The organism is Duganella sp. BJB1802 (assembly GCF_013369445.1).
In the GTDB taxonomy this organism is placed as follows: domain Bacteria; phylum Pseudomonadota; class Gammaproteobacteria; order Burkholderiales; family Burkholderiaceae_D; genus Rugamonas; species Rugamonas vulcania_A.
Genome location: NZ_JABWEF010000008.1, coordinates 26,096 through 44,878, shown reverse-complemented (window position 1 = coordinate 44,878; position 18,783 = coordinate 26,096). Strand labels below are relative to the sequence as shown.

At 64.9% G+C, this 18,783-nt stretch carries 18 protein-coding genes; 7 read left to right on the top strand and 11 right to left on the bottom strand.

What is annotated here, in order from left to right; translation table 11 throughout:
* The first annotated feature begins 127 nt into the window (after positions 1–127).
* Both HUX88_RS14175 and HUX88_RS14170 read left to right on the top strand, forming a co-directional pair.
* Complete coding sequence (locus HUX88_RS14175; RefSeq protein WP_117010744.1) at positions 128–1,051, top strand: methyltransferase domain-containing protein; 924 nt, start codon at positions 128–130, stop codon at positions 1,049–1,051.
* 59 nt (positions 1,052–1,110) lie between these two features.
* Positions 1,111–1,359 (top strand): hypothetical protein, encoded by a 249-nt coding sequence (locus HUX88_RS14170; RefSeq protein ID WP_117010742.1) that lies wholly within the window; start codon positions 1,111–1,113, stop codon positions 1,357–1,359.
* 10 nt (positions 1,360–1,369) lie between these two features.
* On the opposite strand, the gene HUX88_RS14165 is transcribed toward HUX88_RS14170, so the two are convergent.
* A complete protein-coding gene (locus tag HUX88_RS14165; protein WP_176362194.1) occupies positions 1,370–3,097 on the bottom strand; it encodes a tetratricopeptide repeat protein in 1,728 nt (575 codons plus the stop codon).
* A 130-nt stretch (positions 3,098–3,227) separates the two neighbouring features.
* Here HUX88_RS14165 and HUX88_RS14160 point away from each other — a divergent pair, with 130 nt between their 5' ends.
* Complete coding sequence (locus tag HUX88_RS14160) at positions 3,228–3,428, top strand: hypothetical protein (RefSeq protein WP_117010739.1); 201 nt, start codon at positions 3,228–3,230, stop codon at positions 3,426–3,428.
* 18 nt (positions 3,429–3,446) lie between these two features.
* Here HUX88_RS14160 and HUX88_RS14155 read toward each other — a convergent pair whose 3' ends face one another.
* The 4 genes from HUX88_RS14155 to HUX88_RS14140 are packed head-to-tail and all read right to left on the bottom strand — an operon-like array spanning position 3,447 to position 6,129.
* The gene (locus tag HUX88_RS14155; protein ID WP_176362193.1) at positions 3,447–4,106 is read right to left on the bottom strand and encodes a glutathione S-transferase family protein; all 660 of its coding nucleotides are present in this window, start codon (positions 4,104–4,106) and stop codon (positions 3,447–3,449) included.
* Positions 4,107–4,125: 19 nt separating this feature from the next.
* The gene (locus HUX88_RS14150) at positions 4,126–4,584 is read right to left on the bottom strand and encodes an SRPBCC family protein (RefSeq protein WP_117010735.1); all 459 of its coding nucleotides are present in this window, start codon (positions 4,582–4,584) and stop codon (positions 4,126–4,128) included.
* Positions 4,571–4,927, bottom strand: coding sequence for a helix-turn-helix transcriptional regulator (locus tag HUX88_RS14145; RefSeq protein ID WP_117010733.1), 357 nt, complete (start codon positions 4,925–4,927; stop codon positions 4,571–4,573). The genes HUX88_RS14150 and HUX88_RS14145 overlap by 14 nt, the downstream gene beginning before the upstream one ends.
* Positions 4,928–4,986: 59 nt before the next feature.
* Positions 4,987–6,129 carry a phospholipase A gene (locus tag HUX88_RS14140; protein ID WP_176362192.1) on the bottom strand — a complete coding sequence of 381 codons (1,143 nt, stop codon included), beginning with the start codon at positions 6,127–6,129 and terminating at the stop codon, positions 4,987–4,989.
* Between the two features lie 153 nt (positions 6,130–6,282).
* Here HUX88_RS14140 and fusA point away from each other — a divergent pair, with 153 nt between their 5' ends.
* Entirely contained in the window at positions 6,283–8,394 is a 2,112-nt protein-coding gene (gene fusA, locus HUX88_RS14135; RefSeq protein WP_176362191.1) for an elongation factor G, read from the top strand.
* On the opposite strand, the gene HUX88_RS14130 is transcribed toward fusA, so the two are convergent.
* The gene (locus tag HUX88_RS14130) at positions 8,395–8,886 is read right to left on the bottom strand and encodes a hypothetical protein (protein ID WP_117010729.1); all 492 of its coding nucleotides are present in this window, start codon (positions 8,884–8,886) and stop codon (positions 8,395–8,397) included.
* Between the two features lie 129 nt (positions 8,887–9,015).
* Between HUX88_RS14130 and HUX88_RS14125 the strand changes: the two genes are divergently transcribed.
* Positions 9,016–9,825 (top strand): M48 family metallopeptidase, encoded by an 810-nt coding sequence (locus tag HUX88_RS14125; protein WP_117010727.1) that lies wholly within the window; start codon positions 9,016–9,018, stop codon positions 9,823–9,825.
* On the opposite strand, the gene HUX88_RS14120 is transcribed toward HUX88_RS14125, so the two are convergent.
* The 5 genes from HUX88_RS14120 to HUX88_RS14100 all read right to left on the bottom strand — a co-directional run bounded on the left by HUX88_RS14120 (position 9,794) and on the right by HUX88_RS14100 (position 16,584).
* Positions 9,794–10,603 carry a sterol desaturase family protein gene (locus HUX88_RS14120; RefSeq protein ID WP_229219350.1) on the bottom strand — a complete coding sequence of 270 codons (810 nt, stop codon included), beginning with the start codon at positions 10,601–10,603 and terminating at the stop codon, positions 9,794–9,796. The two genes, HUX88_RS14125 and HUX88_RS14120, sit on opposite strands and share 32 nt — an antisense overlap.
* Positions 10,604–10,678: 75 nt before the next feature.
* Positions 10,679–11,407 (bottom strand): PEP-CTERM sorting domain-containing protein, encoded by a 729-nt coding sequence (locus tag HUX88_RS14115; protein ID WP_176362190.1) that lies wholly within the window; start codon positions 11,405–11,407, stop codon positions 10,679–10,681.
* 206 nt (positions 11,408–11,613) lie between these two features.
* Complete coding sequence (locus HUX88_RS14110) at positions 11,614–12,675, bottom strand: acyltransferase family protein (RefSeq protein ID WP_176362189.1); 1,062 nt, start codon at positions 12,673–12,675, stop codon at positions 11,614–11,616.
* Between the two features lie 11 nt (positions 12,676–12,686).
* Positions 12,687–13,859, bottom strand: coding sequence for a DUF5009 domain-containing protein (locus tag HUX88_RS14105; RefSeq protein WP_176362188.1), 1,173 nt, complete (start codon positions 13,857–13,859; stop codon positions 12,687–12,689).
* Positions 13,846–16,584, bottom strand: a complete 2,739-nt coding sequence (locus HUX88_RS14100) for a TonB-dependent receptor (RefSeq protein ID WP_176362187.1) — start codon at positions 16,582–16,584, stop codon at positions 13,846–13,848. The genes HUX88_RS14105 and HUX88_RS14100 overlap by 14 nt, the downstream gene beginning before the upstream one ends.
* Before the next feature lie 165 nt (positions 16,585–16,749).
* Between HUX88_RS14100 and HUX88_RS14095 the strand changes: the two genes are divergently transcribed.
* Positions 16,750–17,406 carry a response regulator transcription factor gene (locus tag HUX88_RS14095; protein ID WP_161083362.1) on the top strand — a complete coding sequence of 219 codons (657 nt, stop codon included), beginning with the start codon at positions 16,750–16,752 and terminating at the stop codon, positions 17,404–17,406.
* Positions 17,403–18,779, top strand: a complete 1,377-nt coding sequence (locus HUX88_RS14090; RefSeq protein ID WP_176362186.1) for an ATP-binding protein — start codon at positions 17,403–17,405, stop codon at positions 18,777–18,779. The genes HUX88_RS14095 and HUX88_RS14090 overlap by 4 nt, the downstream gene beginning before the upstream one ends.
* Positions 18,780–18,783 lie beyond the last annotated feature (4 nt).

Below are 18,783 nucleotides of genomic sequence, written 5' to 3'. Positions count from 1 at the left end.
AGAATTGACAACGCCCGAATTGGCGGGTTTTTGGCGCGTAGTTCCCCGCTTGGTCGGTCGGCATTGTTGACGATAATGGTTCCCATGCATTGCTCCCAGACGCAATGCTCATCAACCAAGGATATCCATGCTGAACGAACGCGAGATTGAAAGCTGCTATCTGGGGCAATTCATTCCAGTCCACTACCATCACAACATGCTGATGGACCAAAACCGCATGCACGGCTTCAAGTCGGCCATCGATTACGCGGTCAAGCCCGGCGCCAAGGTGCTGGAGCTGGGCGGCGGCACCGGCGTGCTGTCATGGTTCGCGGCGGCCAAGGCGGACAAGGTGTATTGCGTCGAGTTCAATCCCGACATGGTCAAGGAAGCGCGCAAGATGCTGGCGCTGAACCCCAACGGCGAAAAGGTCGAGGTGGTCCACGCCGACGCCTTCGAATACCTGCCGCCGGAGCCGGTCGATGTCGTCATCTGCGAGATGATCCACGTCGGCATGTTGCGCGAGAAGCAGGTGGAGGTGATCGAGTCGTTCAAGCGCCGCTATACCGAACGCTTCGGCGGCCCGCTGCCGGTGTTCCTGCCCGAGGCCGTGATCATGGCGGTCCAGCCGCTGCAGCAGGAATATGATTTCGAGGGCTTCTACGCGCCCATCGTGCAGTTCCAGGAAACCAATGTGATTTATCCCGGAACGGTGGAACTGGCGCAGCCGGCCGTGTACAGCATCATCGACTTCAACCAGCCCAACGACCTGACCTATGCGTGGCAGGGCAAGTTCGTGGTCGAGCGCAATGGTGAGATCAACGCCATGCGCTTCGTGACCAAGAACATTTTGGCCGTGGTGTCCGAGCGTTCGACCACCATCGACTGGCTCAACCACTACATGACGCTGCCGCTGGCCAATCCGGTCAAGGCGCGCGAGGGCGACGTGCTGCAAGTGAGCTTCCAGTACCGCGCCGGTGGCTCGATTCCATCGCTGCAGGCCTCGCTGCGCGCGGAGATCCTGTACGAAGCGGCGCTGCAACCGGCCAGCTACGTGCCGGCCTTCGCTTAAATAGCCCTTCACGCGGGTCGTTCCGAAGCGTATATTTCGTCTTTTGCAGAAAGAAATATATGGAAAAGATCGACCAGCGCTACCTCATCCAGCAGAACAAAATCTCCGACGGCGAGACCAAGCCGCCCGTGTTCGCCAAAGTCATGCGCAGCAAGGACGGCGTCTTCGAGGGCGTCTCCTTCATCAAGTCCAAAGAGAAGGCCTCGGTGTTGACCATCGACGAAGCCAATCAGGCGGTGGCGTGGGCCAACAACAAGAAGCCCAACGCCAAAGAGTACGTGACCAAGATTATCTGCGTCGGCCAGTAAGCAGGGCCGCCTAGCGCGTATCGAAGGTCGCTTGCACGGCCTTGTCCGGACTCGAGGGATTGAGGCTTTGCTGGCTGAGGAAGCTGCGCGCATCCTGCAAGCCGGCGTTGTACTCCACATCCTGCATGACCATCGAATTGGCGATGGTCCATTCGCGGAACACCGTGCCTGACGCCGGTTGCAGCCGCATCTCCGCCAGCACCTCGGCTTGGCCTACGCCCGCCGCCAATTTATCCAGCCAGGTTTTCGCCCAGGCCGCCAACTCGGGTTCGCGGATGTTATGCGCCATCAGCTTGAGGGCGTTGCGCGCCTTGGGCAGCTCGCCGGCATAGGCGTAGGCCAGCGCGGCCTGGCGCGCCAGCGTGTTGACCTCGTGCGCGTTCTTCCAGCCCGTGATGGCCGCCTGCAGCGTGGCCTCGTCCGGCGCGGCGCCGGCCTTCATTCCTGCCTGGTACAGCGCGGACGCCGCCTCGGCCGACTTCGGATCCAGCGTCAGCGCGCGGCTCAGGCTGGCGCGTGCGGCTTCCGTCCGGCTCAGGCGCAGCTGAGCCTCTCCCAGCAGATAAAACACTTCCGCGCCGGCCTCCGGCTTGCCCGCCGCCGAGGTCAGGTAGGGCATGGCGTCCTGCGGATTGCCCCAGTCGATCTGCGCGCGGCTGAGCACGCGCTGGACGTAGGCGTTGGCGGGATAGCGCGCGGCCGCCTCGGCGGTCCGGCGCAGCAGCGATTCGCCGGTCTTGCGGTCGGGGCAGGACTTGAGCGCCGCCTCCGTCAGCACGAATTCGCCGGACGACTCCGGCAGGGTGTCGAAGTTCATCACCGCCGCCGGCAGGGTGGGAATGTGCACCGTCAGCACCGCCTGCTTTTGCAGCCGGTAGCGCCACAACGTGGTGCTCAGCTCGCTCACCTTGAGACCGTAGGCCTGCTCGAAGGCTTCGGTGATCGGCACGTCGCGGTAGACCGCGCTCAGGTAGTCGACCATGTGCTTGCGGTTGTCGTCGGTGGACAGCATGTAGTGGGTCAGCAGCCAGGAGCGGGCGGCGAACTCCAGCTTGATGCCGGCGGTGGAGGCATAGTTCTGGCCGCGCGAGTCGTTCTGCTCCAGCACGTCCTTGTATTCCAGGCTGTAGCGGTGGCCGTTCCCCAGGAAGTCCAGGTAGCGGCCCAGGCTGGCCGGCGTGCGGCCGACCACCATCTCGGTGTCGGTGAAGCGCACGCTGGCGAAGTAGTGCGCCATGCCGTCGATGAAGGAGATCGGCGCGCGGATGTCGGTGTAGCGGTACAGGAAGTGGCGGGTGTAGGCCTCGTACAGCGCCGACAGGCCTTCCTCGTCGTCCGGGCTGAGGCGCACGCCGTAGCCCTGCACGCCCGAGGCGCAGCTGTTGTACAGGCCGATGGCGTTGGCCGGCTGCCTGACGCCCAGCGGATTCAGCGCCACCGCGCCGTCGTGATAGTAGAACGTCAGCCGCGGCTCGGCGCCGCTGGACTTGAGGAAGGGCTGGGTGTAAAGGCGCAGCATGTAGTCGAGCTTTTCAAGCTGGTTGAGCAGGTCCGCGACCTGGCTGTTGCTGGTGTTCGAATACACCACCAGGTGCTGGCTCTCGGCGCGGAACCACGGCGAGGCGTGGCGCTGGCCGGCCACCACCACGCTGGGGGCCGTCGCCGGCTGTTGCTGGGCTTGCGCGTTCATCAAAGCGGAGCTGCCGAGCAGGGCCGCCACATACCAGGGTTTGAGCATTATTTTTCCGTTTGTCCCATGAAAGGCGCGGTTGATCGCGGCTATGCGCAGCTGGTCGCACGGGAATTGCGCCCGGCCGGTCGCCAAACTACAGTGGCATTATAGATAATATTCATTCCGGGAGCGTCATATGCTGAGCTTTATTCTTTGGCTGGGTCTGCTTTTCCTGTGCTGGCCGCTGGCCTTGCTGGCGCTGGTGCTGTATCCCCTGTTCTGGCTGCTGACGCTGCCGTTCCGCCTGATCGGCATCGGCGTGGAGGGAGTGTTCGAGCTGTTGCGCGCCATCGTCATGCTGCCGGCGCGCATCCTGCGCGGCTCGCCGAGCCGCTGATGCCCGCCGGCGATCGCGTCAGTCGCGGTCCGGCGCGCCCAGCGGGAAGTGGGGACGGAACCAGCGCGCCTCGTCCACCGCGCGGGCAAACGATGGGCGCGCCAGCAACCGGGCACGGTAGGCGCGCAGCAGCGGGAACTGCGCGGCAATCGGCACGGTCCAGTCGGCGTAGAACAGGGCAGGCGCGGCGGCGCAATCGGCCAGCGTGAAATCCCGGCCTGCGGCCCAGGCCCTGTCGGCCAGATATCCTTCAAGCCAGGCGTAGGCGGCTTCCAGCTTGCCTGCCGCATAGGCAAGTCCTTCCGCCTTCTTCACCGCATCGCCCGTCAGCGCCTCGCCGACCGCGTGCTGCACCGGGCTCATCACATGCAGATCGAAAAAGCGATCCATGAAACGCGCCTCCAGTGCGGCGGCGGGATCCGCCGACAGCAGGCGCACCGGTCCGGGATGGGCGAGCTGCAGGTGCTCGATGATGATGCTGCTTTCGACGACGTTACGTTCGCCATCCACCAGCAGCGGAAATTTGCGCAGCGGCCAGCGCCGTAGCCATTCGGCCGTGTGCTGCGGCGTTTCCGGCCCGATGCTACGGAATTCGAATGGCGTCTCGTTTTCGTAAAGCGCGATCAGCACCTTCTGGGTGTATGCGGAAAACGGATGGCCGTACAGTGCGAGTGACATGGTGAGCGTCTCCGGTGGGTCAGGTCAGGTTTTGTTTGAGATAGGCTTCGAGTTTCGCCAGGTGCTGCTTGCCGCCTTCGACGGCGCCGAACTTTTCGATCACCTCGTCGCGCGATTCCTTGTTCGGGTATAGCTGGCGCAGGGTGAGGAGGGTGCCGCCGCCCACCTCCTGCAGTGTGATGCTGGCTTCGAACCAGATCCGCTTGCCGCAGCCCTGGTCATACACCAGCCTGGACGGTGGCGTAATTTCCTTGAATACCGCATGGTTGGGATAGCGGGTGCCGTCAGGCGCCACCATGTCGAACGTCCAGCTGCCGCCGACGCGGAAGTCCATGCTGACATCTTCGTTCCGGAAGCCGTCCGGCCCCCACCACCGGTTAACATGCTCGGGCTCGGTCATGGCCTTCCAGATCAGCTCCCGGCCAAAAGGCAGCTCGCGCTGCAATACCAGTTCACGTTCGGATTCATTCGTTGCCATCGTCGTTTCCTTTCTGTTTTTCCAGTGTGTGCAGATAATCCTCCAGGCGGTCCAGGCGCGACTCCCAGATCTTGCGCTGCTCGTCTATCCAGCCTGATGCCGTCTCCAGGCTCGCCTTTTCCAGACGACAGGGCCGCCATTGCGCATTCTTGCCGCGACTGATCAAGTTGGCCTTTTCCAGCACTTTCAGATGCTTGGTGATGGCGGGCATGGACATCTCGAACGGCTGCGCCAGTTCGCTCACCGTGGCTTCGCCCCTGCCTAGCCGCGCCAGCATGGCGCGTCGCGCCGGATGGGCCAGGGCGGTGAAGACCGCGTCGAGTTGATGTTCGTATTTAACCATATGGTTAAATTAACGCGAAAAGAACCGCCTGTCAATGGGTGACGGCGGCAGTGCGGGGATTAGAAGTCGACCAGGAAACCGGCGCCCACCGACTTTTGCTTGTAGTTGTAGTCGATCAGGCTTTGGCCGTAACCGTTGAATAATTGCAGGTAGCCCTTCAAGTTGGCGACCACCGGGTAGGCCCAGCCGGCCTGCAGCGCGCCGCGTCCGTTCTTGAAGTTGTGGCGCGCCATCAGCGAGAATTCATGACCGTCGCTGCGGTAGCTCAGGTTCAGGTCGCCATGTCCCAGGTAGTCGACGATGTCGATGTTGTCGTTGTCCGAGCGGGCATTGTCCAGCCGCTTCCAAATGCGCAACTGCGCGGCCAGCTTGCCGTGCTCGGCGCCCACTTCCGCATACACCCGGTTCCAGCTGCGCGACAGCGTCGATGTTTGCCCGTTCGACTGGTGCATCACGGCCAGGGTCAGGTAGCGGATGTCGAGGGCGCTGCCCAGGTTCAGGTTCAGCGGCGTGGTCAGCATCAGCTCGGGCTGGTAGTTGGTCTCGCGGAAGGGGCTGGAGGCGGCGCGGTTGTAGGCCTGCCAGAAGCTGTTCTGGGTGTAGCCGAACCACAGGTCGACCGGGGTTTTGAACGCCTGCTCGATCATCTTCATCTTGAAGCTGAGCTGGTAGGTCAGTTCCGTGTGCTGGGATTTGATGCCAGCCGGCGTGAAATTCTCAAAAGGCGCATCATTGGAGCTGGTGCTGTAATTGGCCAGCAGCAGATAGGTGTCGTGGTGCGGCCGGAAATTGAACACGCCGCGCTTGGACGAGCGGTCCAGCTCCCACCATTGCACCATGCGCGAGACGGCGTCCTCCGGCGGTATGGTGGTGATGGCGGCCACCTTGGGCGGCAGCAGCGGCGCGGCGGGCGGCTCGTCCGGCTGGGTGCTCGACGGCTGGGTCAAGGCGGTGGCCAGCTTGCTGACCTTGCCGGGATCCGGCACGCCGACCGCGGCGCCGCCGACGCTTTTCAGCGCGGGGCCGGTCTTGGCCAGGGCGTCGTAGCACGCCAGGCGGGCGCTGGCGTCCCCCAGCACGGAGCAGCGTTCGATGCGCAGCTCAAGGTCGGTGGCCGCCGGCGGCGCGGCGGATTGGGCTAAAGCCAGAGCCGGGACCAGGCCCAGGGAGAGAAGAAGAGCGTGTTTCGATGGAACAGTCATGGAGCACTTTCGGTTAAACTTGCTTGTTATTCTACAGCCTATATTAATTGCCGTTAGTCATGTCGCACGGCAGGCGCCACGGCGGCACTTGAAATCCGCCGTTATCGCCGCACGTGAGACTTCCTGCATTCACATTGCACCAAGGAGAGAATGATGACCCGCAAGACCCCCATCGAGCGTTACCGCAACATTGGCATCAGCGCGCACATCGACGCTGGCAAGACCACGACCACGGAGCGCATCCTGTTTTATACCGGCGTCAACCACAAAATCGGCGAGGTGCACAACGGCGCTGCGACGATGGACTGGATGGAGCAGGAACAGGAACGCGGGATCACCATCACCTCGGCCGCCACCACCGCCTTCTGGAAAGGCATGGCGGGCAATTTCCCCGAACACCGCATCAACATCATCGACACGCCCGGCCACGTCGACTTCACCATCGAGGTCGAGCGGTCGATGCGCGTGCTGGACGGCGCCGTCATGGTGTACGACGCGGTCGGCGGCGTGCAGCCTCAGTCGGAAACCGTGTGGCGCCAGGCGAACAAGTACGCCGTGCCGCGCATCGCCTTCATCAACAAGATGGACCGCGTCGGCGCGGACTTCTTCCGCGTGCGCGAGCAGATCGCCACGCGGCTGAAGGGCGTCGCCATTCCGATCCAGATTCCGCTGGGCGCCGAGGACAACTTCCACGGCGTGGTGGACCTGGTCAAGATGCGCGCGATTAACTGGGACGACGAGAGCCTGGGCGTCAAGTTCACCTACGAGGACATCCCCGCGCACCTGCAGGGGCTGGCCCAGGAGTGGCACGACAAGATGGTCGAGGCGGCCGCCGAAGGCTCGCCCGAGCTGCTGGAAAAATACCTGGACGGCGGCGTGCTGACCGAGGACGAGATCAAGGCCGGCCTGCGCGCGCGCACCATCCGCAACGAGATCGTGCCGATGCTTGCCGGCAGCGCCTTCAAGAACCGCGGCGTGCAGGCCATGCTGGACGCGGTGGTCGAGTACCTGCCGTCGCCGGTGGACGTGCCGGCGATCGCCGGCCATGACGAGGACGACAATCCGATCGAGCGCCATCCGACCGACAGCGATCCGTTCTCCGCGCTGGCGTTCAAGATCATGACCGACCCGTTCGTCGGCCAGCTGACCTTCTTCCGCGTGTACTCGGGCGTGGTCAATTCCGGCGACACGGTCTATAACCCGACCAAGAGCCAGAAGGAGCGCCTGGGCCGCATCCTGCAGATGCACGCCAACGAGCGCAAGGAGATCAAGGAAGTCTACGCCGGCGACATCGCGGCGGCGGTGGGCCTGAAGGGCGTGACCACCGGCGATACCTTGAGCTCGCCGGACCACGTGATCGTGCTGGAAAAGATGATCTTCCCGGAACCGGTGATCTCGCAGGCGGTCGAACCGAAGACCAAGGCCGACCAGGAAAAGATGGGCATCGCCCTGAACCGGCTGGCGCAGGAGGACCCGTCGTTCCGCGTGCACACGGACGAGGAGTCGGGCCAGACCATCATGTCCGGCATGGGCGAGCTGCACCTGGAGATCCTGGTGGACCGCATGCGGCGCGAGTTCGGCGTCGAGGCGACCGTGGGCAAGCCTCAGGTGGCGTACCGCGAAACCATCCAGCGCGCGGCCAGCGATGTGGAAGGCAAGTTCGTCAAGCAGTCCGGCGGGCGCGGGCAGTACGGCCACGTGGTGCTGACCTTGGAGCCGCTGGAGCCGGGCAAGGGCTACGAGTTCGTCGACGCCATCAAGGGCGGCGTGGTGCCGCGCGAGTTCATCCCGGCGGTCGACAAGGGCGTGCAGGAGACCTTGCGCAGCGGCGTGCTGGCCGGCTATCCGGTGGTCGACGTCAAGGTCACGCTGACCTTCGGCTCCTACCACGACGTCGACTCGAACGAGAACGCCTTCCGCATGGCCGGCTCGATGGCCTTCAAGGACGGCATGCGGCGCGCCGACCCGGTGCTGCTGGAGCCGATGATGCAGGTGGAGGTGGAGACGCCGGAAGAGTTCATGGGCAACGCCATGGGCGACCTGACGGCGCGGCGCGGCATGGTGCAGGGGATGGACGAGATCCCGGGCGGCGGCGGCAAGATCATCCGCGCGCTGGTGCCGCTGGCCGAGATGTTCGGCTACTCCACCACGCTACGTTCGCTGACGCAGGGCCGGGCCACGTACACGATGGAGTTCAAGCACTACGCGGCCGTGCCCAAGCACATCCTCGACCAGATCGCCGTCTCGTCCAAGGCGCGTCACTGATCAGTCGAAGACCTTCAGCTTGAGCTGGACGGAAATGGCGCCATAGAGCCGGTCCTTGTAGGTCGGCACGATGGCGACATTGACGCCCACGCTCTTGTATTCGAAGCTGGCGGTGGGGATGGCCGCCAGGAACCAGCCGCCGTCGCGCATCTTCGGATAGCCGCTGAAGCCGCCCGCCACCGCGCCCAGCCGCACCGGGCCGACCTTCCACGGCTGGTAGTACACGCCGACGTAGTTCGAGTAGGCGCGGTCGCTGTTGTAGAAGCGGCCCGCCGTGGCCGACGCCACCGTCGAGAAGCGGTACTCGCCGCCCAGGCCGGGATTGCTGTCGTTCAGGCCCTTGTCGCGCTGAAAATGGTAGGAGTAGAAACCGCCGTTCAGCCACACTTCCTTCAGCGGCGCCGCCTCGATGGTCTCGAAGGTGTCGGCCGCGGCCGCGCCGGACAGGCAGGCCAGCAGCACCGCGCCGGCAATACGCAAACTTTTGATCATCCGAAGCTTTCTTCGTCATGTTGTGGACGTTGGATTATAGCGAAGGATCGCCCGCTTCTTGATCTGGATTAGACGCTAAATATTTTCCCTGTGGAAAATGTGAGTTCCACGTCCAACAGGGAGAACTCCATGAAACGGTTACGTACACCGGCCTGCAGCCTGGCCATCGCGCTGGCGCTGGGCGCCTGCGCCTCCACCACCAAGCCCGGCGTCGTCGGCGCGCAGCGCCAGCAGTTGATGCTGGTCTCGGCCGACACGGTCGAGAAAATGGCGCTGGTCAATTACACGCAGCAGAACCAGCAGGCCAAGGCGGCCGGGAGGCTGGTCACCGCAGGGCCGGAGTACGAGCGCCTGTCGCGCATCGCGGGCCGGCTGCAGAAGCAGGTCGGTACCTTCCGCGACGACGCCGTCAAATGGCACTGGCAGCTGGTGCTGATCGACGCGCCCATCCTCAACGCCTCGTGCGCGCCGGGCGGCAAGATCACCTTTTACAGCGGGCTGGTGCGCCAACTGAAACTCAGCGACGACGAGATCGCCGTCATCATGGGTCACGAGGTGGCGCACGCGCTGCGCGAGCACGGCCGCGAGCGGGTGTCGAAAGCCTATGCGCAGAACGCGCTGTCGCAGGCGGCGCTGACGGCCGCGCCCAACAGCGCGGCGCAAGTCGAAGCCGCCAATCAGGTGGCGCATTACCTGTACGTGCTGCCGAACTCGCGGCAGAACGAGTCGGAGGCCGATGGCATGGGGCTGGAACTGGCGGCGCGCGCCGGCTACAACCCGAACGCGGCGATCTCGGTGTGGAACAAGATGGCGGCGGCCAACAAGGGCAAGGCGCCGGCCGAGTTCCTGTCCACGCATCCGTCCGACCAGACCCGCATCGCCGAGCTGAGCGCGCTCATGCCCAAGGTCACGCCGCTGTACGAGGCGGCGCGGCGCTAGCTGCGCGGGGCGCCTCGCTGATGCCGTAGGCCGCGGGCCATTCGGCGGGCAGGTGCCAGGTGCCGAACACGCGGTCGAGGAAGGGCAGCGTCGACGAGAAGTTGCGGTCCAGCGGCGCCACGCTGGTGTGGTGCCAGTGATGGAAGGCCGGCGTGGCGATGATCGATTCCAGCGGGCCGAGCCGGACCCGCAGGTTGGAATGGATGAAGAATCCCCAGACGGTGCCGATGACGATCACCAGCGCCGGCGTGGCGCTGCCGCCCGCGCTGGCGCCGGCCAGGCCGAGGATGTACAGCGGCGTCATGCCGAACAGCCGGGTGACGACCATGTCGACCGGATGTGCGTGCGTGTTGACCAGGAAGTACAGGTGCTCGGGCTTGTGGTGTACCGAATGGAAGTGCCACAGCCATGGCAGCTGGTGGCTCAGCCGGTGGCCCCAATAAAAGCCGACCTCGGCGATCAGCAGCGACAGCGGCAGCTTCACCGCCAGCGGCAACGCGCCCACGGCGGCGGGCACGGCGGCCGGCAGCACCGCTTGCGCGGCCACGGCGACCACGGCCATCAGCGCGCCCAGCACGGCGGCCGGCAACAGGCTGTTGAGAAAATACAGGCCCAGATTGATCGCCAGCGCGCGCCGCGACAGGCGCGCCTGGCGCACCGCGAGCCAGCGCTCCAGCGGCACGAACACCAGCGACAGCAGCACCAGCCACACGCACAAGCGCGCGACGTTGACCGCAAAGGTGGGCAGGTAGGCGAGCAGGGCGTTCATCGAAGTCATGGTGCGAATCATAGCGGAAACGGAAACGACAATGCCGGACGCGAACGTCCGGCATTGTTTGAGGCTGGCGGCGAATTAAGCGGCCTTGGCTTTGCGGCGACGTGCGGCGAAACCGACCAGGCCCAGGCCCAGGCCCAGCATGCCCCAGGTTTGCGGCTCAGGTACGGAGGCCACCATCGACACGCCGTCCAGCAGCGAGAACGGCGGCACGCCGGCCGGGGTGCCCACGGCCAGGAAGCTCAGCACTTCGCTGGTGCTGTTGGCGGTGAAGGTGAAGGTTTCCTTTTGCCAGCCGGTGAAGCCGTGGTTGACGTTGTTCTTCACGTCGGTCGACTTGGTCTGGTTGCCCAGCGAGACCTTCCACTGTTCGGTGGTGGCGCCGCTGAAGCCTTGCTGCTGCGCGCCGGCCCAGTAGAAGCTCAGGTTGTATTGCTGGCCGGCGACCAGGCCGTTGACGGTCTGGGTCAGCGGGGCGATCTCGAACGCGCCGTCGGCCGCGACGAAGTTGCCGCCGACCGGGCTGGCGCCCAGGCCGTTGGCGGAGCCGTTATGCGGGCCCCACAGTTGCAGCTTGCCGTAGCTGCCTTGCACGCCGCCCTGGTCCACGTTCGAACCATTGAACAGGAAGTTGTAGCCGTTGCTGTTCCAACCCTGCAGCTGATGGCCGCCCCAGCCGATTTGGCCGTAGTTGCCGGTTTCGAAACCACCGTTGACGATCAACTCGCCAGGTACGGCGGCGTTTGCGACGCTGGCGCTCAGGGCGGCAACGGCGGACAGGGCCAACATAATCGATTTAAGACGCATATAAAAACTCCAGATTTCGTGTTTGAGGCGGACGGCCGGCCGCCGGCGGTGACTTGCGCTGGTTTCAGTGAACTTGCTCTAAAAGCATTATGAATGAACAACATGCAATTTGGAATATTTTTAATTTGTAAAGTAAGTTGAGATAGTCGCAATGGGTGTGCTAGCAATGGAAGCGATCCCGCTCAAAATACGAAAAAAAACCGGCCTCAAATCGTGATGCGCCAGCCTCTTTTTTCAGCGCCGGCCATGGCCAGCCAGAATAGGGCGGTGAAGCAGGCGGCGAACGCCAGCGAGGCCGCCCAGGGGCCCAGCAACGGGGTCAGCGGACGGCTGAAAATCGTCGCGTAAAGTGGCTCCATGATGCCGCTGCCTTCGATCACGCAAGTCGCGATCCAGGACCCGGCGTAGGCGGCGATGGCGTTCAGGCCCATGGCGCGGCCCAACGCCGGCCAACCATGCACGTCGATCAGCTGATGCGCCAGCGCGATGACCAACATGCCGAAACCACCCGTCCACAGCACGAACGACGAAGTCCACAGCTGTTTGTTCAGCGGCAGCACCAGCGACCACAGGCCGCCGGCCAGCATCGCCGCCGCGCCGGCGAGTGCCAGCGTGCGGGTTTGCCCGCGCCGCAGCCAATCGCCGGCGCGCAGGCCGAGGATGACCGTGGCCAGCGACGGCAGCGTGCCCAGGATGCCCTCCGGGTCGTGGCCGATGCCGGTGGCGGCGTCGTACTGGTAGGCCAGGTGGCCGAGCAGCGCGCTGTCGACGCGGTCGGGCAGGTTCAGGCCCGGCTCCAGCGAACCGCCGGCAACCAGCAAGGCCCAATATCCCAGCACGATGGCGGCGAACACCGCCCACTGCGCATGGGCGCTGCGCATGTGGATGGCCAGCAGTCCCGCGACGGCGAAGCAGATGCCGGTCCGTTGCAGCACGCCGAACAGGCGGAAGCCGCGTCCATTCAGCAGCAGCATCGCCACCACATGCAGCGCTATCCCCAGCAGCACGATGCGCGCGGCGCGCAGCAGCACCGGACGCGCAAGGTCCGTCGCATTGGCGCCGGCCTCAAGGCGCGGCCCCAGCGCAAGGTTGATCGAGACGCCGACGATCAACAGAAAGATGGGGAAGATAAAGTCCGGCGGCGTGCAGCCATGCCATTCGGCGTGTTCCAGCCAAGGGTAGACGTGCGACCAGTCGCCGGCGTCGTTCACCAGCAGCATGGCGGCCACCGTCAGGCCGCGTACCGCGTCGATAGAATTGAGGCGCATAGTTTTCGAGGTTAGAGCTGCAATGTGAAATGCAGCCGGTTGAGGCCCGCCGCCAGCGCCATGACGATGATGGCGTAGGCAAGGGCCCATAGGAATCCGGGCCAACCGGCGCCCAGCACGTCCGGCAGCGCCAGGTGCAGCAGCTGAATCAGCGCGAAGACGATGTAGGGAATGATATAAACCAGCAGCGGATTGGCCGCCGCCGGCCGGACCAGCGCCACCCAGCCGTTCATGCGCCGCAGGTCGACCACCCAGTACAGCGCCGCGAACAGCAGCACGCAGATGGCGGCGCTGTAAAGCGCCCAACTCGGCGTGGCATAGATCTTCGAGATCCTGAACCAGGGCCGCAGCGCGAAGGCGATCGCGGTCAGCGCCAGCGCAAGCAGCAGGGCATCGCGGAAGGGCTTCCCGCGCCCCTGGCCGAAGAAAATCAGCGACGTCACCATGCCGCACAGCGCGATCGATGTGTGCACGGCGTTTTCGGCCTGCGCACCCAGCAGCTGCGACAGCGCGGACGATGGCGCCGCATGGGCGGCGGTGTACAGGCCCGTGCAGGCCAGCACCAGCGCGACGAGCGGCAGAATGCGCGCACGCGCAAGCTCCCACGCCACTGCGCTGTACAGGTACGCCCAGCCTATCAATCCCAGTATGCCCCACCATTGTGGCGCGAGCCGCAGGCTGCCATCGGCGCCGCCGCGAAACGCCAGCGCCAACGCCACCAGCCCGCCAACGCCGGCCGCCCGCAAGGCCAGCGACAGCGCCCTGTTCTCGAACCGGTGGACGGCCCATACCAGCATGGCGCAGCCGTAGAACAGCAGCGACCACAGATGGATGGACATGCCCATCGCCGCCTCGTTGTAGCCATCCTCCGCGTTGACCATGAAGACGCCGAGCACCAGCAAGCCGGCGGCACGGGTCAGTACATGCCGCCAGCGCTGGGCCGCCGTATCGCCCGCTGCCTGCCGTTGCGCCATGGCGAACGGTATCGACATGCCGACGATGAACAGGAAGGCCGGGAACACCACGTCCGGGAAGGTCATGGCGTCGGCGTCCGCCGGGGCGTGTTCCATCCAGGCCGGCATGCCGCGCACGCCGGCCAGCGTGTTCACGAAGATCATGACCAGGATGGTGACGCCGCGGAAGGCGTCGATCGCCAGTATCCGCGCCGGCTTAGAGTTTGCCACGCAACCCCAGGTAGTATTGACGGCCGTTCGAATACGAGGCGATAGGCTGGTCCTTGTTGGTGCCGTAGTAGCGCAGCACCGCGTTGTTCAGGTTCAGCGCATCGAAGGTGATCGACAGGTTCTCGTTGATCTTGTAGCTGATCGACGCCGCCAGGTTGCCGGTTCCCGCCATCACCTGCGGGAAGCTGTTGTACAAGCCGCCCGAGAAGCTGGAGCGGTAGGTGTAGGCCAGGCGGGCGCTCAAGCGGTCGTCCTCGTAGTAGGTCTCGGCGTTGTAGGTGTTCTTCGAGTTGCCCACCACCGGCAGGCCGTCGTCCGCCTTGCCGTCGGTGTAGGTGTAGTTGGCCACCACGCCCACGCCGCCGAACAGGTGCTGCTGGTACGCCAGCTCCACGCCCTTGTTCTTGGCCGCGATATTGGTCGGCGACGAAATGGCGTAGCTGTCGAAGCGCTTGAACGAGTTGTTGAAGTAGGTGAGGTTGGCCGTGCCGTAGGTGACGTAGGACGACATGTCCATGTAGAACACGCCGGCCGACAGCAGCGCTTTCGGCGCGAAGTACCATTCCAGCGCGACGTCGTAGTTGGTCGAGCGGACCGGCTTCAGTCGCGGATTGCCGCTGCTGCCGGTCAGGTTGGTGTCGTTGAGCGTCACCGCGCCGACCATCGCGCTGAAGTCGGGACGCGCCATCGTCTTGGCGACCGCCGCGCGGGCCACCAGCTTGGGCGACAGGTCGATCTTGAAGTTCGCGCTCGGCAGGAAGTCGTTGTAGCCGCTCTGGTTCAGCGTCGGCGTGTACGGGCCGTTCACGTTGTCCTGGCCGATGGGATGGTCGCCGCCCGGGATGTTGGTGATGGTGGCCTGGTTGGTGTGCACATAGCGCACGCCCACGTTGCCGCGCCAGCCGTCGCCCGCCAGGTTGACCATGCCGTAGATGGCGCTGGACTTCTCCTTCACGTCCATCTCGCCGGCCCAGTTCTCGGTGGTGGGGCCGCCGGCCAGATCGTATTTGGCGGCCCAGGCGGCGATGTCGGCGGGGTTGATCTGCCAGACGTTGCGCAGGAAGCCGGCGCTGTTGGTGATGCCGTTGCCGAAGTTGGATGGGTAGGTCGAGCCGTTCCACGCCGGCAGCGGCGCCGAGGTGGTGCCGTCGCAGGCCTTGCAGCTGCGGTTCTCCGGCTGGCTCACGCTGCGATGGTGTTCGGCGAAGCGTACGCCGAACTTGGCCGACTCCATGACGCCGCGGTCAAGCCGCAGTTCGGCATCGGCCTGCGCGTACTTTTCGGCGTCCTTGGTGATAACGTGCGAGCCCCAGGCGGAAGCGGTGACGTAGTTGGTGAACTTCGACGTGTCCGCGCCTGGGAAGGACATGGTGGCCGGCGACAGGCCGTTCAGCGTGTAGCTGGAACCGGCGCCGGTCAGGCCGGCCTCGTAGCCGATATCGGCCGGGGTCTTGCCGGTGCCGCGCGTGTAGCCCACGCTGCCGCTGATGCGCAGGTCCTGGTTGACCTTGTAGCTGCCATCGAGATCGATGTAGGCCGACGAGGACGACGAGCCGGGACGGTAGATCTGGTCGCCGAAGGCCGAATACAGCGACGAGTTGTAGGTCTGCGTGGCGCTGACGGCCGGGTACTGCGAGGCTGGTATCGTCGCCGATACCAGCGTGCCGCTCTTGATGGTGTAGGCCGAAGGGACCACGCCGACCGGGGCGCCGGTGTCCGGGTTGGTGGCGTTGATGTTGGCGGCGATGTTGTTGTAGAAGCTGCGGTTGTAGTTGGCCGCGTCCAGCTGCGAGCTGAAACCGTTGATGTCGAAGCTCAGGTCCTTGTTCGGTTTGAACTGAAGGTCGAAGGCGCCGCCGGTGCGCTTGCGGGTTTGCTCGAACAGCGAGGCGCTGATGCCGGCCGGCGCCAGGATCCCCGCCAGCTCGGGATGCGCCTTGGCCGCGTTGCTGTCGGCGGCGATGGCGGTGTAGCCGTAAAACTCCTGGCCGTCGCGGCGCTCGTGGCGCTTTTCCGAGAACAGCTGCACCAGCACGCCGAAGGTCTTGGCATCGTTCTTCCAGCCGATCAGCGCATTCATTTGCGGATCGGTCTTGCTGGGCAGGTCGGCGTGGATGGCCTGGGCCGAAGCCTCCAGCGTCAGCTGCTTCTTGAAGTCCAGCGGCTTGCGGGTTTCGATATTGACCGATCCGGCCACGCCGCCTTCCACCATGTCGGCCTGCTGGCTTTTCTGCACCGTGACCGCGCTGACGATTTCCGACGGCAGCAGCGCGTAGCTCACGCTGCGCCCGACCGCGCCCGCCTGGTCCAGCACGAACCAGTCGCCGGTGCCGATGGTGTGGCCGTTGACCTGCGTCTGCGTCAGGCTGGAGCTCGTGCCGCGGATGCTCACGCGGTCGTTCTCGGCGAAGCCACCTTCGCCGCCGGCGGAGGAGGAGATGTTCACGCCCGGCACGCGCTGGATGGCGTCCGCCACGTTCTTGTCCGGCATTTTGCCGATGTCCTCGGCCGATACCACTTCGGACAGCGTATCGCTATTGCGCTTGCGGGCCAGCGCCTGCTGCAGGGAGGCGCGGATGCCGGTAACCACCACCTGTTCCAGCGGCTGGCCGCTGTCGCCGGCCGTTTGCTGCGCCATTGCGGGCGGCGCCGCGCACGCGAGCATCAATGCCACCGCCGACGCGACAGGCGTTGGCACCGTTTTCATCCCTGCTTTGCTGTCCATCCAAGCTCCCTCGATAATAGTTTTAGTGTGGGCAGATTCTCCCCAGTCTTCCTTAACGCAATCCAAAAGAAACCTTAAGGGTTTCCTAACGCTGTGGCGCGCAGGCGATTGACAGGCGGTCGATAAGATGCGTAGATACGCGCTTCACGAGAGAGGTAGCGACACATGAAGATATGCCTGGTCGAGGACGACCTGGAATTGGGCAAGGCCTTGCAAGCGGCCTTGCAGGATGCGGGACAGGAAGTGGTATGGGTGCGCCGCGCCAGCGATGCGCGCCATTGGGTAGAAAACGAACCGTTCGACGCGGTGCTGCTGGACCTGGGCCTGCCCGACGGGAACGGCATCGACGTGCTGCGCGAGCTGCGGGCGTCCGGCCACACGCTGCCCATCCTGGTCATCACCGCGCGCGACAGCCTGGAAGATCGCCTGAACGGCCTCGATCGCGGCGCCGACGACTATCTGGTCAAGCCCTTCGTGGTCACGGAACTGCTGGCGCGGTTGCGCGCGGTGATGCGGCGCGCCACCGGCTGGAGCGAATCCGGTGAGCCGGTGTGGAAGGTCAAGGACCTGGTGCTGGACGATAAGCGCATGCTGCTGACCCGCGCCGGGGTCAACGTGGTGCTGTCCAAGACCGAATTCGCGCTGCTGCACGCGCTGATGCGCTACCCGGACCGCGTGCTGACCCGGCGCGAGCTCGAATCGCGCGCGCTGCCGCACAGCGAGGGCGCGGCGCTGGACGTGCACATGTCGCACCTGCGGCAGAAAATCGGCGAGGGCTACATCCGCACGGTGCGCGGCGTCGGCTACGTCGTCGACAAATGACGATGCACAATCGCTCGCTGTTCAAGCGCCTGCTGTTCGGCTTCATCGCGGTGATGATGCTGATCTGGCTGGCGAACCTGGCGTTGGATGTGTACGAGACCCGCACCAGCAAGCGCCGCGACATGCAGCGCGAACTGCGCGCCAGCGCCTTGCGCATCATCGTGCTGATGCAAACCATCGGCGAAAGGCCGCCCGAGCAGCTCCAGCCGCTGGTGCGCAAGATGGAACAGCTGCACTACGCCCTGTACACGGAACTGGGCTGGTACATCCCCGCGCTGCAAACGCAGGTCTGGCGGCACGGGCAGCTGGTTTACGCCTCGCCGGATGCCGGCCTGCCGCCCACCGATGCCGCCGCCGGCCCCTACCGGCAGCCGCTCCGGGATGGCTGGGTGGTCTCGGTGGAAGACGATCCCGCAACCGGCGTCACGGTGCGCATGGCGACCGAGGTGATAGGCGAATGGATGCTGCAGGTGTCGAGCATCGGCTACTACTTTGCGCCGCTGCTGTTCAGCATACCGTTCCTGCTGCTGCCGGCCTGGTTCATCATTCGTGTCGGCTTGCGGCCCTTGAAGTCCATCGTCGGCGAGATCGAGGAGCGCTCGGCCACCGATTTGTCGCCGCTGGCGCCGTCGCCATACCTGGAGCTGTCGCCGCTGGTCGGCTCGGTGAACCGCCTGATGGAGCGCCTGACCGAGAGGCTGGAGCGCGAACAGGAATTCCTCGTCGACGCCGCGCATGAACTCAAGACGCCACTGTCCATCATCCAGATCAATGCCGACACATTGGCCACCACGCGCACCGCGCAGCGCGTGGAGGAGGCCGGACTAGGCTTGCGCACCGGCGTGCAGCGCGCCACGCACACGGTGCATCAGTTGCTGGCACTGGCCCGCTCCGGTGGCGACCGCGATCACGCCAGCCTGGTGCCGCGCGACCTGGTCGAACTGGTGGCGGACCGCCTGGCGCTGGCCGGCCAGATCGCCGCCACGCGCCACGTCGAAATTGAACTGCAGGCGCCGGAACGCTGCATTCTGCCGATGCACCTGGAAAGCATGGCGTCGTTGATCGATAACCTGGTCAGCAACGCCGTCAAGTACTCGCCGGAAGGCGGGCGCGTGACGGTCTGCATCCTGGAAGCCGATGGCCGCGTGGACTTCTCGGTGGCCGACCAGGGGCCGGGCATCGCACCGGAAATGCAGCGCAAGGTGTTCGAGCGCTTCTTCCGGCTGCCGGACCAGGACCAGGCGGGCAGCGGTCTTGGCTTGGCGATCGCCGAGCGGGCCGCCGCGCGCAACCAGGGCCGCATCCTGCTGGCGAATCGCGACGAGGGTCCGGGGCTGATGGTGAGGGTGAGCTTTACGCAAAACCCGGCCTGAGCGT